General features: G+C 56.2%; 15 protein-coding genes and 2 tRNA genes. 14 read left to right on the top strand and 3 right to left on the bottom strand.

Translation table 11 applies throughout. The features are described from left to right. The first annotated feature begins 17 nt into the window (after positions 1-17). From tolR to nadA, 9 genes are all read left to right on the top strand, one after another. Positions 18-470: a protein TolR gene (gene tolR, locus AUK77_RS04455; protein ID WP_296126645.1), complete on the top strand. Its 453-nt coding sequence runs from the start codon at positions 18-20 to the stop codon at positions 468-470. After that, positions 470-1,420 (top strand): cell envelope integrity protein TolA, encoded by a 951-nt coding sequence (tolA, locus tag AUK77_RS04450; protein ID WP_296126642.1) that lies wholly within the window; start codon positions 470-472, stop codon positions 1,418-1,420. The genes tolR and tolA overlap by 1 nt, the downstream gene beginning before the upstream one ends. Beyond that, the gene (gene tolB / locus AUK77_RS04445) at positions 1,417-2,715 is read left to right on the top strand and encodes a Tol-Pal system beta propeller repeat protein TolB (RefSeq protein ID WP_296126640.1); all 1,299 of its coding nucleotides are present in this window, start codon (positions 1,417-1,419) and stop codon (positions 2,713-2,715) included. Before tolA ends, tolB begins: the two co-directional genes overlap by 4 nt. Before the next feature lie 66 nt (positions 2,716-2,781). Further along, a complete protein-coding gene (gene pal / locus AUK77_RS04440; protein ID WP_296126637.1) occupies positions 2,782-3,279 on the top strand; it encodes a peptidoglycan-associated lipoprotein Pal in 498 nt (165 codons plus the stop codon). A 6-nt stretch (positions 3,280-3,285) separates the two neighbouring features. Continuing rightward, a complete protein-coding gene (gene ybgF / locus AUK77_RS04435) occupies positions 3,286-4,107 on the top strand; it encodes a tol-pal system protein YbgF (protein ID WP_296126635.1) in 822 nt (273 codons plus the stop codon). A 188-nt stretch (positions 4,108-4,295) separates the two neighbouring features. Continuing rightward, positions 4,296-4,943, top strand: a complete 648-nt coding sequence (queE, locus tag AUK77_RS04430; protein WP_296126633.1) for a 7-carboxy-7-deazaguanine synthase QueE — start codon at positions 4,296-4,298, stop codon at positions 4,941-4,943. A gap of 1 nt (position 4,944) precedes the next feature. Continuing rightward, positions 4,945-5,619, top strand: a complete 675-nt coding sequence (queC, locus tag AUK77_RS04425; protein ID WP_296126632.1) for a 7-cyano-7-deazaguanine synthase QueC — start codon at positions 4,945-4,947, stop codon at positions 5,617-5,619. 57 nt (positions 5,620-5,676) lie between these two features. Further along, positions 5,677-5,752: transfer RNA gene (locus tag AUK77_RS04420), tRNA-Lys, on the top strand. A 170-nt stretch (positions 5,753-5,922) separates the two neighbouring features. Further along, positions 5,923-6,981, top strand: coding sequence for a quinolinate synthase NadA (gene nadA, locus AUK77_RS04415; protein WP_296126630.1), 1,059 nt, complete (start codon positions 5,923-5,925; stop codon positions 6,979-6,981). Between the two features lie 216 nt (positions 6,982-7,197). Here the strand turns inward: nadA and AUK77_RS04410 are convergent, their stop codons facing one another. Further along, positions 7,198-8,631, bottom strand: a complete 1,434-nt coding sequence (locus AUK77_RS04410) for a M48 family metalloprotease (RefSeq protein ID WP_296126628.1) — start codon at positions 8,629-8,631, stop codon at positions 7,198-7,200. A gap of 106 nt (positions 8,632-8,737) precedes the next feature. Between AUK77_RS04410 and AUK77_RS04405 the strand changes: the two genes are divergently transcribed. After that, entirely contained in the window at positions 8,738-8,989 is a 252-nt protein-coding gene (locus tag AUK77_RS04405; protein WP_296126626.1) for a sulfurtransferase TusA family protein, read from the top strand. Between the two features lie 5 nt (positions 8,990-8,994). On the opposite strand, the gene AUK77_RS04400 is transcribed toward AUK77_RS04405, so the two are convergent. Continuing rightward, positions 8,995-9,471 (bottom strand): peroxiredoxin, encoded by a 477-nt coding sequence (locus AUK77_RS04400; RefSeq protein ID WP_296126625.1) that lies wholly within the window; start codon positions 9,469-9,471, stop codon positions 8,995-8,997. Positions 9,472-9,593: 122 nt separating this feature from the next. Further along, entirely contained in the window at positions 9,594-10,151 is a 558-nt protein-coding gene (locus AUK77_RS04395) for a glycine cleavage system protein R (RefSeq protein WP_296126624.1), read from the bottom strand. 282 nt (positions 10,152-10,433) lie between these two features. Between AUK77_RS04395 and dapA the strand changes: the two genes are divergently transcribed. The 4 genes from dapA (at position 10,434) to AUK77_RS04375 (ending at position 13,658) form a co-directional block, all read left to right on the top strand. Continuing rightward, positions 10,434-11,312: a 4-hydroxy-tetrahydrodipicolinate synthase gene (gene dapA, locus AUK77_RS04390; protein WP_296126622.1), complete on the top strand. Its 879-nt coding sequence runs from the start codon at positions 10,434-10,436 to the stop codon at positions 11,310-11,312. A gap of 17 nt (positions 11,313-11,329) precedes the next feature. Beyond that, positions 11,330-12,448 (top strand): outer membrane protein assembly factor BamC, encoded by a 1,119-nt coding sequence (gene bamC / locus AUK77_RS04385; protein ID WP_296126621.1) that lies wholly within the window; start codon positions 11,330-11,332, stop codon positions 12,446-12,448. An 84-nt stretch (positions 12,449-12,532) separates the two neighbouring features. Then, entirely contained in the window at positions 12,533-13,402 is an 870-nt protein-coding gene (locus AUK77_RS04380) for a phosphoribosylaminoimidazolesuccinocarboxamide synthase (protein ID WP_296126620.1), read from the top strand. A 166-nt stretch (positions 13,403-13,568) separates the two neighbouring features. After that, positions 13,569-13,658, top strand: a tRNA-Ser gene (locus tag AUK77_RS04375). Positions 13,659-13,996: the final 338 nt, after the last annotated feature.

Here is a 13,996-nt window from a genome sequence, read left to right as displayed (position 1 = left end):
ACGAAAGGTTTTAAGTCATGGCCAGAATTCGCAACAGACGCAAGCCGGTCTCTGAGATGAACGTGGTGCCCTACATCGACGTGATGTTGGTGCTGCTGGTGATTTTCATGGTGACCGCGCCAATGCTTAATCAGGGGGTAAAGGTTGATCTGCCTAAAGTCAGCAGTGAGGCCTTGCCGCAAGATAACAACGCTCAGGTTCTGACGATCTCGATCAAGGCCGATAAAACCTATTATTGGAATATGGGCACTGAGGTAGACGTAGATACTGTTCAGGATCAGGCCCTCACGCTTGAGGAAATGACCCGCGCCGTCACGGCCATCATCAGCCAGGGCCGTGCGACAGGTAAGCAGGTGCAGGTGTTTGTTCGTGGCGATAAGACCATTGACTACGGCACCATCATGGCGGCCATGGGCGGCCTGCAGCAGGCTGACGTGGGCAACGTCGGGCTGATTACTGAGGCTCCCTGATGCACGATCAGCGCGAGCGCTCGCCTTCGCAAAATTTGTTTTGGCCGGTGGTGTGGGCGGTAAGCCTGCATGTGGTGATGTTCGCCATGCTGTTTGTCAGCTTTGCGTTCACCCCGGAGTTGCCGCCTGCCAGGCCTGTGGTGCAAGCCACGCTTTATAAGTTGCAATCACAGAGCCAGGCCACCACTCAGACCAACCAGAAAATCGCCGGCGAAGCGAAAAAAACCAGTGCGCCTGTTTATGAAACGGAGCAACTGGAACAGAAGAAGGCCGAGCAAGAAAAAGTAGCGGCCAAAGCCGCTGAGCAAAAGAAGGCTCAAGAAGCCAAGAAAGCTGAAGCGGCCAAAAAAGCTGAGGCGGATAAAAAAGCAGCTGAGCAGAAAAAGCTCGCTGATGTTGCTAAAAAGAAAGCGGCTGATGAGGCGGCCAAGAAAAAGGCTGCCGAAGACGCCAAGAAGAAAGCGGCAGAAGACGCTAAGAAGAAGGCTGCTGCTGAGGCGGCGAAAAAGAAAGCCGCTGATGACGCGAAGAAGAAAGCAGCGGAAGCGGCGCAACGTAAAGCCGTAGAAGACAAAAAGGCGGCTGCGCTGGCCGAATTGCTGTCTGAGGATGTTGGGCGTCAACAAGCGCTTGCCGATACGGTGGGCGATGAGGTGGCAGGCAGCTTGGATGATCTGATTGTGATGCTGGTGAGCCAGCAGTGGCGCCGGCCGCCATCGGCACGTAACGGTATGAGCGTAGAAGTTTTGATTGAAATGTTACCCGACGGCACGATCACCAATGCCAGTGTGACGCGCTCCAGTGGTGATGCCCCTTTTGATAATTCTGCTGTGCAGGCCGTGCGTAACGTTGGTCGTATAGCCGAAATGCAACAACTGGATCGCGCTACATTTGATCGCCTTTACCGGCAGCGTCGCGCTGTCTTCAAACCGGAGGATTTAGGTCTGTGAATACCCTGATGCGTATAGTTCTGTTCGGTCTGACCTTGCTGGTCGGAACCGTTCAGGCCGCTGATCCGTTGGTGATCAGCAGTGGTACAGACCGGGCTACGCCAATTGCTGTGGTGCCGTTTGGCTGGCAAGGCGGCAGTGTGTTGCCCGATGATATGGCTGAAATTATTGGCAATGACCTGCGCAACTCGGGCGTGTTTGAGCCGATTGCTCGGCAAAACATGATTAGCCTGCCGACTCAGGCCAGTGAAGTCATTTATCGGGACTGGCAGGCGCTAGGGGCACAATACGTGCTGGTCGGCAGCATCGTGCCTAATGCGGGCCGCTTGCAGATTCAGTTCGCCCTGTTCAACGTCACCAGTCAGCAGCAAGTGCTGACCGGCAGCGTTGGCGGTGGTGTCGATCAATTGCGCGACATGGCTCACCACATTGCCGATCAGTCATTCGAGAAGCTCACTGGGGTTAAGGGTGCATTCTCGACACGTATGCTTTACGTGACTGCTGAGCGTTTTGGTGTGAATAACACCCGCTATACCTTGCAGCGCTCTGACTATGATGGTGCTCGCGCGGTAACGCTGTTGCAGTCCCGTGAGCCGATTCTGTCGCCTTCTTTTGCTCCAGATGGCCGTCGTATCGCCTATGTCTCTTTTGAGCAGAAGCGCCCGCGGATTTTTGTGCAGCACATCGACACTGGTCGTCGCGAACAGATCACCAATTTCGAAGGGCTCAACGGCGCGCCAGCCTGGTCGCCAGACGGCAATCGACTGGCGTTTGTGTTGTCGCGTGACGGTAATCCGGAAATCTATGTGATGGACATGGGGACGCGCCAACTGCGCCGCGTGACCAATCAGCCGTCCATTGATACCGAGCCGTTCTGGGGCAAAGACGGTCAGACCATCTATTTCACTTCTGATCGTTCTGGTAAGCCACAAATTTACCGGACCAACATTAATGGTGGGTCTGCTGAGCGCGTGACCTTTATTGGCAACTACAACGCCAACCCGAAGCTCTCGGCTGACGAGAAAACCCTGGTCATGATCCATCGCCAGGATGGTTACACCGTGTTCAAAGTGGCGGCTCAAGACCTGCAGCGCGGTAATTTGCGGATACTTTCAGATACCAGTCTGGATGAGTCGCCTACTGTCGCGCCCAACGGCACCATGGTAATCTACGCCACCCGCCAGCAGGGACGGGGAGTCTTGGTATTAGCGTCCACCAATGGTCGCGTGAGGCTCCCTCTTCCTACCGCTCAAGGCGAAGTTCGAGAGCCTTCTTGGTCCCCTTACCTGAACTGATGCGGCGCTACACCGTTTTTGCTTGAAATACTGCTTAACACACTGGGGTTCATTAGGAGTTACATGATGGAAATGCTGAAATTTGGTAAGTTCGCTGCGCTGAGCCTGGCTCTGGCTGTGGCTGTTGGTTGCTCCTCGAAAGGCGGCGATGCTGCTGGCGAAGGCGCTATCGATCCTAACGCTGGTTACGGCGCTAACTCTGGCGCAGTTGACGGCAGCCTGAGCGAAGAAGCTGCTCTGCGCGCTATCACTACTTTCTACTTCGAGTACGACAGCTCTGACCTGAAGCCAGAGGCCATGCGCGCTCTGGACGTGCACGCCAAAGACCTGCAAGGCAATGGCGCTCGCGTAGTTCTGGAAGGCCACGCTGACGAGCGCGGTACCCGCGAATACAACATGGCTCTGGGCGAGCGTCGCGCCAAAGCTGTTCAGCGTTACCTGGTACTGCAGGGCGTTTCCCCTGCTCAGCTGGAACTGGTTTCCTACGGCGAAGAGCGCGCCATTGCTACTGGCAATGACGAGTCTTCCTGGGCTCAGAACCGTCGCGTCGAACTGCGTAAGTAATTCGATATGCGAACGTGCCTTCGTGCTTTAACCGTTCTGGTCCTTAGCCTGCCGTTTTCGGCGCTGGCTGAGATTCCCGTAGTGGACAACAATGCCGGTAACGGCAGCAGTTATCCGCCTGCAGGTTATGGCGCGTCCGGCACCTTCGCCGGATCAGGGGCTTCGGCCCCTGTTTCTGCGCAGGGCATGCTGTTCAATCAACTGCAGCAAATGCAGGATGAAATCGCGCAACTGCGTGGTGCACTTGAAGTGCAGCAAAACGAAATTCAACGTCTGAAGCAAGAAGGTCTTGAGCGTTATCAGGATCTTGATCGACGTGTGAGTGGTGGCGTGGCACCAGCTGCGACCAGCCAAGATTCTTCAGCCGCTGGCGCAATTAATGCCAGCGGTACGCCAACCCCGCCAGCAGCGGGACAGGCGCCGGCGCCGGCCAGCAACGAGCCGGCCGACCCTGCCAAGGAAAAACTGTTTTATGAAGCCGCCTTTGATCTGATCAAAGCTAAGGACTTCGATAAGGCCAGTCAGGCATTTGCAGCATTTTTGCGCAAATACCCGAACAGTCAGTATGCCGGCAATGCGCAGTATTGGTTGGGTGAGGTGAACCTGGCCAAGGGTGATCTACAAGGCGCAGGCCAGGCTTTTGCTCGGGTCAGCCAGGCTTACCCGAGCCACGCCAAAGTGCCTGATTCCCTGTTTAAATTGGCTGACGTTGAACAGCGCTTGGGCAATACACAGAAAGCCAAGGGCATTCTGCAGCAGGTGATTGCTCAGTATCCGGGCAGCTCAGCTGCTCAGTTGTCACAGCGTGATCTTCAGCGCTTACCCTAATGTTTGAGTGATCCCCGAAACCCGCGCTAGTCGCGGGTTTTTTGTTTTTGCTGGTTCAGGCGTTTGCTTCACTAAAGGTGGCCTGCACGATGCTTTGATTTTATCCCCGCGCCATTTCGTTTAGAATCCGCGCCCCTTTTCCGCAACGGAGGCGGGCAGCCTGTTTAGCTGTCACGCCCGTGGCTCATATGCAAGAAACCCTGCGAATTACCGAGATTTTTTACTCGCTGCAGGGCGAAACGCGCACCGCCGGCTTGCCGACTGTGTTCGTTCGCCTGACCGGCTGTCCGCTGCGATGCCAATATTGTGATACGGCTTATGCATTCAGTGGTGGTGAGATCATGTCCCTGGACGCCATCGTTGAACAGATCGCCGCTTATAAGCCTCGCTATATCTGCGTCACCGGAGGCGAGCCACTGGCGCAACCCAACTGCATCCCGCTGTTGCAGCGGCTATGTGATGCGGGCTATGAGGTGTCGCTGGAAACCAGTGGCGCGCTGGACGTAGCAGAGGTCGATGTGCGGGTGAGCAAGGTCCTCGACCTCAAAACTCCTGGTTCTGCCGAGGTGGCTCGCAATCGCTACGAGAACATTGCTCTGCTCACACCTAATGATCAGGTCAAATTCGTCATCTGCTCGCGCGAGGATTATGACTGGGCGGTAAGTAAGCTCATTCAATATGGCTTGGATCGGCGTGTAAGTGAGGTGCTGATGTCGCCCAGTCATCATGAGTTGGACGCACGCTCGTTGGCGGATTGGATCATTGCCGACAACCTTCCTGTGCGCCTGCAGATGCAGTTGCACAAGATTCTCTGGAACGATGAGCCGGGACATTGATATGAGCGATAAGAAAGCGGTAATCCTGCTGTCTGGCGGTCTGGACTCGGCCACCGTGGTGGCGTTGGCCAAGGCCGATGGCTACAGCTGTTACACCCTGAGTTTTGATTACGGCCAGCGGCACCGCTCTGAGTTGCAGGCGGCTGAGCAGGTGGCTCGGCAGCTGGGTGTGGTCGAGCACAAGGTGATTGGCCTTAATCTGAATGGCATGGGCGGCTCAGCCTTGACCGATACCCGTATCGCCGTACCGGAAAGCCCGACTGAAGGCATCCCGGTCACCTATGTGCCGGCGCGTAATACGGTGTTCCTTTCCCTCGCGCTGGGTTGGGCTGAGGTGCTGGGGGCGCGGGATATTTTTATCGGCGTAAACGCAGTGGACTATTCCGGTTACCCGGATTGCCGTCCGGAGTTTATTGAAGCCTTCGAGCGCATGGCCAATCTGGCTACCAAGGCTGGGGTAGAAGGGCAGGGCTTTCGTATTCAGGCTCCGCTGCAGGCCATGAGTAAGGCTGAGATCGTTCAGGCTGGCGTTCAGCAGGGTGTTGATTATGCGCTGACGGTGTCCTGCTATCAGGCTGATGATCAGGGCCGGGCTTGCGGTAAATGCGACAGTTGCCGCCTGCGTACGGCTGGTTTTTCGGCGGCAGGTTTGCAGGATCCCACCCGTTATTTCTAAAAAATTTTCGTGAGGTGTTGAATTCCTGAATAAAATCAGTATCATGCGCCTCGCGTCGGGTCGTTAGCTCAGTTGGTAGAGCAGTTGGCTTTTAACCAATTGGTCGTAGGTTCGAATCCCACACGACCCACCATATTTCCTTCCTAGGAAGGCCGAGAAGCCTGAAAGTTCTGATTAAAGGAATTTTCGGGCTTTTTTGTATCTGTCACTTTTACCGCCTGCGTGTGATTGCACGTTGCCTGCTCCAGTGCAATCCAGGCGGGTATACTCGCTGCACTGAAAGCATATTCAGAGCCTGATGACATGACCCAGATTTCCGAACGCCTGCTCGTGCAAGCCCATCTTGATGCCAAACAGCCCAAGCCGCTGACCCCTGACCAGGAAGCGTTTTATCGCGCCGAGATCGCAGCCGAGCTGAAGAAGCAAAACGCGGTACTGGTGGCTCACTATTATTGTGACCCGGTGCTGCAGGCACTTGCCGAAGAAACGGGCGGTTGCGTGTCTGACTCGCTGGAAATGGCGCGTTTTGGCAATCAGCACGCCGCGCAGACGGTGTTGGTGGCGGGCGTCAAATTTATGGGTGAGACCGCGAAAATCCTTAATCCGGAAAAACGCGTACTGATGCCTACGTTGCAAGCGACCTGTTCGCTGGATCTGGGCTGCCCGGTGGAAGAGTTTTCGGCATTTTGCGATCAGCATCCAGAGCGCACGGTGGTGGTTTATGCCAACACTTCAGCGGCCGTTAAGGCGCGGGCTGATTGGGTGGTGACGTCCAGTTGTGCGGTCGAGATTGTCGAGCACTTGATGGACAACGGCGAAAGTATCATCTGGGCACCCGACCAGCATCTGGGGCGTTACATCCAGAACAAAACCGGTGCCGATATGTTGCTGTGGGACGGTGCTTGCATCGTTCACGAGGAATTCAAAGCCAAGCAATTGGCGGACATGAAGGCCTTGTATCCAGATGCAGCGGTGCTGGTACACCCCGAGTCGCCAACGGCGGTGATCGATCTGGCTGATGCCGTGGGCTCTACCAGTCAGTTGATTGCGGCGGCGCAGTCGTTGCCGAACAAGACGTTTATCGTGGCCACTGACGCCGGCATCTTCTACAAGATGCAGCAGTTGTGTCCGGGTAAGGAGTTTGTCGCAGCACCTACCGCTGGCAACGGCGCGGCCTGTCGCAGCTGCGCACATTGCCCGTGGATGGCAATGAACACTCTGCAGCGCACCCTTGAGTGTTTGCGTGAAGGCTCCAATGAGGTTTTTGTCGACCCGGCCCTTATCCCCAAGGCGATTAAGCCCCTCAAGCGCATGCTGGACTTCACCCAGGCTGCGCGGCTCAAACTCAGTGGCAATGCCTGACAGTCACTAAGCGTGAGCGTTTAAACGCGTCCGTCGCGCGCGAGGTTTTGGCTTGGTTGGGGGCGGCTGTTGAGCGTGTCGCGTCTGCCAGCGGCTTTGTTTGCGTCGCAGCGCAATTTTCGCCTGGCTTGCAGCAGGCCGCCCATCATGAGCCATAAAAAACCCTGCTACTGCAGGGTTTTTTATGGTCTACCGTTTTGCGTTTGAGCTGTTTGATTAGCGCAGCATCTGCTCAATCAGGCGTTTCTCTTCCATCAACTCACGCTGCCTGGCGTCGATGCGCGATGCCAGTTGGAAATTGTTACTGGCGCGCCGTTTGGCAAAGTCGAGTTGCTCAAGCGCTTGATTGTAATCTCCGACCAGCGCAAAAAACTCGCCGCGAGCCTGATGCAGCCCCACGGTATTGCCCGCCAGGCCGCGTACCTCAGCCACCTGGTACCAGATGTCCGGATCTTTGCTGCGATTTTTGAGCAGCTCATCCAGGGCTCGCTCGGCATCCTGAATACGCTGTTGTTTCATGAGCAAATCAACATTGGCTTGATTGATCGGATAGTTGTGAGGGAACAAGTTAAGCAGCCGAGTTAAGCGTTTCTCGGCGTCGCTAAGGCGATTGGCCGCCATATCCAGCTCAATCTGCGCCAGGTTGTAGTTCACGTCATTAGGTGCAGCAGTGAGCAGCGGCTGAAGCGAGTCACGTGCTTGCTTGAGCTGGCCGCCTTTGATTTGCGCGATCACCAAGCCATAACGCGCGGCTTCCAGTTGCGGGTTTTCGTCAAGCATGTTGCGAAAGCGTTTGGCGGCAACGCCGGGCGTTTCTTCGTAGATGAGTTGCACGCGAGCGCGCATCAATTGATAGCGCACGCTGTCTGTGATGCCTTTGCTCGCGTATTGCTCGGCGCGGTTGCGGGTGTCGGCAATGCGTGACTCGGAAACCGGGTGAGTCAAAAGAAACTCAGGCGGTTTGCGGTCGTAGCGGTACTGGCGCATCAAACGCTCGAACATGCTCGGCATGGCGCGTGGGTCGAAACCGGCTTTTTCCAAGTTGACCAAGCCAATGCGGTCGGCCTCTTGTTCATTCTGTCGGGAAAAGCGCCGTTGTTCCTGCATGGCGGCGGCTTGTGTGGAGGCAATTGCTGCAATACCCACATCACCCGCTCCGGCGGCGGCGGCAACAATGCCAGCCAGTAAGCCTGCCATGACTGGCAACTGCATACGCTGTTGAGCTTCCAGGCCGCGTGCAAAATGGCGTTGTGATAAGTGGGCCAGTTCGTGCGCCATGACCGAAGCGTATTCGGCCTCTGTTTGGGCGTACAGAAACAGACCGCCGTTCACCCCGATGATGCCGCCGGGAGCGGCAAAGGCGTTGATTTGCGGGCTGTTGAGCAGCACAAATTCAAGGCGTCGATCCTGCAGTTGGCTGGTTTCACTCAGGCGATAGACGCTGGTTTCGACGAAGTCCTTGAGTTGCGGGTCATCGAGTTGGCTGATCTGGCCACGCAATAGACTTAACCAGGCGCGGCCGAGTTGATGCTCTTGCTGCGGTGACACAATGGCAGAGCTGGCATCGCCCAGTGAGGGCAGGTCATTGGCCATGACCGGTGCTGTCAGCAGGCAGGCAAGGGTCAGCAGGGTAGGGCGCAGAAGGCTCATGCAGAAAGCTCTTGTCGAACAAAGCCGCTACTGTAGCTGCCAGGCAGCGGTGCTGGCCAGGGTTGTGCCGCCTTGGTTATCCTTGCGGTCATTCTGGAGTGGTTAAATGACTGATTTGCAATGGCACATTGATGAATTCGACGTGCAACTGAATGCAACAGGTATGTCCTGCCCATTGCCGTTACTGAAGGCCAAGCTTGAGTTGAATCGCATGCAGAGCGGTGCTGTGCTCAGGGTTGAAGCAACCGATGCAGGCTCGCAGCGCGATTTCCGCGCGTTTGCTCGCCTGGCCGGTCATATCCTGTTGCATGAAGAAGTCGAAGGCGGCGTGTATCGCTATTGGTTGCGTAAAGGCTGAAAGATTTATTCAGCCTTGTTGAGTGCCTGCGCCGCAGCCAATACCGCTTCAACATGGCCCGGCACTTTCACGCCACGCCATTCCTGGCGTAAAACGCCGTCTTGATCAATCAGGAAGGTACTGCGGTCGACCCCTAAGTATTCTTTGCCGTAGAGCTTTTTCAGCTTGATCACGTCGAACAACTGGCAGACGGTCTCGTCTTTGTCGCTGATCAGTTCGAAGGGGAAGGCTTGCTTGCACTTGAAGTTTTCGTGGGACTTCATGCCGTCGCGCGACACGCCAAAAATGACGGTGTTGGCAGCTTGGAATGCTGCGTAATGGTCACGAAAGCCCTGGCCTTCTGTGGTGCAGCCAGGTGTGCTGTCTTTGGGGTAAAAGTAGATCACCACGTTCCGGCCTTTGAGGTCAGACAACTGCACGGTCTGGCCGCTGGTGGCGTCTGCTTTAAAGTCTGCAACCGGGGTGTCGAGTGCTACGGCCATAACAGGTTCCTCTGCGGTGGTGCTCGATGCGTCGACGCTTAGGTCGTCGACTCCGTACGGGACAAGTCCCTTAACAAAGGCAAATGAACTGCGCGCTCGGCATGGGCGGTAGGTTCAACGGGTTAGGGAGTCTGCGGACGCCAAGGTTCAATCAACGCATCCAGATTGAGCGCGTCGGCAAAGTCCAAAAACTGATCACGCAGCCAGCTGATTTGCGTTCCTGCGGGCAACGTTACCGTCAGCGTGGCGTTAAGCATGGTGCCGCCGGTTTGCGGAGCCAGGTAGGTGTCGCAGGTGAGGTTTTCCAGTTCGACATGGTGGTCGATAAAAAACTGGCACAGCTCGTTAAGAATGTCAGGCCGATAGGCGGAGCTGACATAAGCCACATAAGGCAGGGCCTGCGGACGGGTTTCTGAGGCGCTGCTGCGAATCACATTCACCGAAAAGCTGTGCTTTTTTGCCAGCGCGGGCAGGCTCGATTCCAAGCGTGCCAGTGCATCCCAGCTGCCGGATATCTGCAGCACCAGTGCGCTGAATTCACCATGACGGCTCAGGCGGGTGCTGACGACCGCGCAGCGGTTTTCATGGCTGGTGCGGCAAAGCACGTTAGTCAATTCCATGGCGTTAGGGCCAAGGGCGCTGATCAGAAGAAATTGTTCACGAACTGAGGGGGTGGACATGCAGCCTTCCTAAACAAGATGCGATCGGTATACAGCCACAAAACCGATCAAAGTCCGAAGGGTAGCGAAAAGCACCGTCTAGGGGAATGCCGTCAGTTGCGCCAGGTCGGGAATGTCGGGTCTTGGGTCAATTTAAATGGCTCGCGCATAAATCTGCCGCCAGTGCGATTCATCTATTGCCAGCGCACATGATTAAACGGCAATGAGCCAAGGCTGTTCGCTTGTGCAAGGCAGGTGGCCCCAGTACCATTACGGCTCTCTTTTTCCGGCAGGAGCGGTTGCATGATTGCGGGCAGTATGGTGGCACTGGTTACGCCCATGGATGCACAAGGTGGTCTTGATTGGGGCAGCCTGAGCAAACTGGTGGATTTCCACCTGCAAGAGGGCACCAATGCCATCGTCGCAGTCGGTACGACCGGTGAATCGGCCACTCTTGATGTTGCAGAGCACATCGAGGTGATCAAGCATGTGGTCAATCAGGTGGCTGGGCGCATTCCGGTAATCGCCGGCACGGGCGGCAACTCCACGCGTGAGTCGGTAGAACTCACCCGTGCAGCTAAAGACGTTGGCGCTGATGCTTGTCTGCTGGTAACGCCTTACTACAACAAGCCGACCCAGGAAGGCTTGTATCTGCACTTCCGCCACATCGCCGAGTCGGTGGCCATCCCGCAGATTCTCTACAACGTGCCGGGCCGTACGGTCTGCGACATGCTGCCTGAGACCGTTGAGCGTCTGTCCAAAATCGACAACATCATCGGTATTAAAGAAGCGACCGGCGACCTGCAGCGCGGTCAGGAAGTGCTGGATCGCGTCGGCAAAGACTTTTTGGTGTATTCCGGTGACGACGCCACGGCCGTTGAACTGATGCTGATGGGTGGCAAAGGTAATATTTCGGTAACCGCTAACGTCGCTCCGCGCGCCATGAGCGACCTGTGCGCTGCCGCCATGCGCGGTGAGGCCGCGATTGCTCGTGCGATCAACGATCGCCTGATGCCGCTGCACAAATCGTTGTTTATCGAATCCAACCCCATTCCGGTTAAGTGGGCGCTGCATGAAATGGGCATGATGCCTGATGGCATTCGACTGCCCTTGACCTGGCTCAGCCCGCGTTGCCACGAACCGCTGCGTCAGGCCCTGCGCCAGTGCGGCGTATTGGTTTAATTGAGGAATTACCCCGCATGAAGCGACTCACCGGACTCTCCACGCTGGCCCTGATTATCGCTGGCACCAGCGGTTGTGGCTGGATCTATGGCGAAAACGGCTATTTCCGTGACCGCGGCAGCGATTACCTCGAAGCCCGTCAGACAGCCCCAATGCAAATGCCCGCTAACGTCAATGCCAAACGCATTGATCCGTTGCTGCCTGTACCGCAACAAGTGGCCACCACCACTGATACCGGTGAGTTCAACGTGCCGCGCCCGCAGGCTCTCGCCTTGGTCAGTGACACCAGCGACTTCAGCCTGCAGAAAAGCGGCGACTCACGCTGGGTTGTTGCGCAGCGCGTGCCGGCGCAAGTGTGGCCCGTCGCTCGTCAGTTCTTCGCCGACAATGGCTTTGAGATTGCTGAAGAGCGGCCGCAAACAGGTGAGTTCAGTACGTCTTGGCAGCGTTTCGATGCGCTGTCCGATTCAATGGCGCGTCGCCTGAGCAGCCGTGTTTCGGGTGTAAACCCCGATGCGCAAACGCGCGTGCGTGTTCGTATCGAGCCAGGCGTGCAGCGCAACACCAGCGAGATCTTTATCGTCAGCGCTGAGCGTCCAGCGGGTAGCACCGCCGATGTCGCCTTCACCAACCGCAGCAGCAACCCAAGCCTGGATGCTGCACTGTTGGATGAAATGCTGGTGACGCTGGCGCGCAGTGCCGAGCAAGGCGACTCCGTCTCCCTGTTAGCGGCCCGTGATTACGATGCGCCGAACCGTGTCAGCTTGTCTGAGGACGGCAACGGTAATCCGGTGTTGAGCCTGGGCGCTGATTTCGATCGCGCCTGGTCTGGTGTAGGTCGCTCTTTGGAAATGGCTGATGTGCGCATCGACGACATCAACCGCAGCCTGGGTGTGTATTACATCAACTTGGCCGAACGTGCACAAAAGCCAGAAGACAAGCCGGGTTTCTTCGGTCGTGTGTTTGGCAGTGCGCCCAGCAAAGAAGAGATCGATGCGCGCGCCGAGCGTTATCAGGTTCGCCTCACCGCAGTGGGCGAGAGCGTCCAAATCACCGTGGAAAAAGACCTCAACACCATTGCGCCAGCCGATGTGGCGCGTAAGGTGCTGGACCTAATCCAGGAAAACCTTGGCTGACAGCAGGTTGCTGCAGCGGCACTACCAATAGGCGAAACCCAGTGGGTTTCGCCTGTTTTGTTTACCAAAGGCGGAAATTCCGACATGAGCACAGCCACCACCCTGAGCCTGAAGAAAATCTATTCGGGCAAAGTCCGTGATCTTTACGAGATCGACGACAAACGCATGCTGATGGTCGCCACCGACCGCCTTTCGGCCTTCGACGTGATTCTCAACGAGCCGATCCCGGACAAAGGCAAGATCCTTACCGCCATCTCCAACTTCTGGTTCGATAAGCTCAAGGATCTGGTGCCCAATCACTTCACCGGCGACACCGTCGAAGACATCGTACCTGCCGCCGAATTGCCGCTGGTGGAAGGTCGCGCCGTGGTGGCCAAGCGCCTCAAGCCGGTTGCAGTTGAAGCCATTGTGCGTGGCTACATTGTGGGCTCGGGCTGGAAGGAGTATCAGAAGAGCGGCACGGTTTGCGGCATTCAATTGCCAGCAGGCCTAAAAGAAGCGGCCAAACTGCCGCAGCCGATCTTCACCCCCTCGACTAAGGCCGCTGTAGGCGACCATGACGAGAACATCAGTTTCGAGCAGTGTGAAGCAATCATTGGCGCAGAACTGGCAGCCAAGGTGCGTGATACCGCTATTGACCTATACAGCGCCGCGGTCGAATACGCCGCTACACGCGGCATCATCATCGCCGACACCAAATTTGAGTTCGGCCTTGATGAGAACGGCACCCTGACATTGATGGATGAGGCCTTAACGCCAGACTCCAGCCGCTTCTGGCCGGCTGATAGTTATGTGGAAGGCACCAACCCACCGAGCTTCGACAAGCAATTTGTGCGCGACTGGTTGGAGTCCACCGGCTGGAACAAAGAGCCGCCGGCCCCAGCAGTGCCTGCCGACGTGGCACAGAAAACCGCTGACAAGTACCGTGAAGCCCTGACGCGTTTAACCGTCTAGGTAGACTCGGTCAGTTGGTTCAGCAAAGGGGCGCTTCGGTGCCCCTTTTTATTGGTAGGACTTTTTAAAGCGGCTTCAGGCTGAGTGCAAGCGCCTGAAAGTATGTGAAAAAATTCAAAACTGGGGTTCGCCAAACGCACTTCAGCTGCTATCATGCGCGCCGCACGGGAAGATGCCGGAGTGGCCGAACGGGACGGATTCGAAATCCGTTGTATCAGCGATGGTACCTAGGGTTCAAATCCCTATCTTCCCGCCATACAGAAAAACCCCGTAATTCAATGAGTTACGGGGTTTTTTATGGTCTTCTAGAAAGTGAAAAATCGCTTGGGGGCAAAATTGGGGGCAAATGGGGGCAAAAAACTGCTCCCCCAAACCGCTATACACCGCTCCAATCCTCCCCAAATCCCATCTTCTCAGACACCGCACTGCCCATCCGTTTGGTATCAGTCGGGATCAGCTTTCCATAGTGTTTCTTAATCATGGTCGTGTCGGCATGGTGTTGCTGCTGACCGAAAACTGACCCAGTAGAGGCTGTTCTGCCGACTGAAAACTGACCCAGGTGTTCAACTGCTTCTGCTCAATTTTTGAGCAGGA

Origin of the sequence: Pseudomonas sp. Ga0074129 (assembly GCA_001465025.1) — a bacterium.
GTDB lineage: Bacteria > Pseudomonadota > Gammaproteobacteria > Pseudomonadales > Pseudomonadaceae > Aquipseudomonas.
The sequence above is the reverse complement of the archived record's forward strand: the minus strand, read 5'-3'. Positions and strand labels throughout refer to the sequence as shown.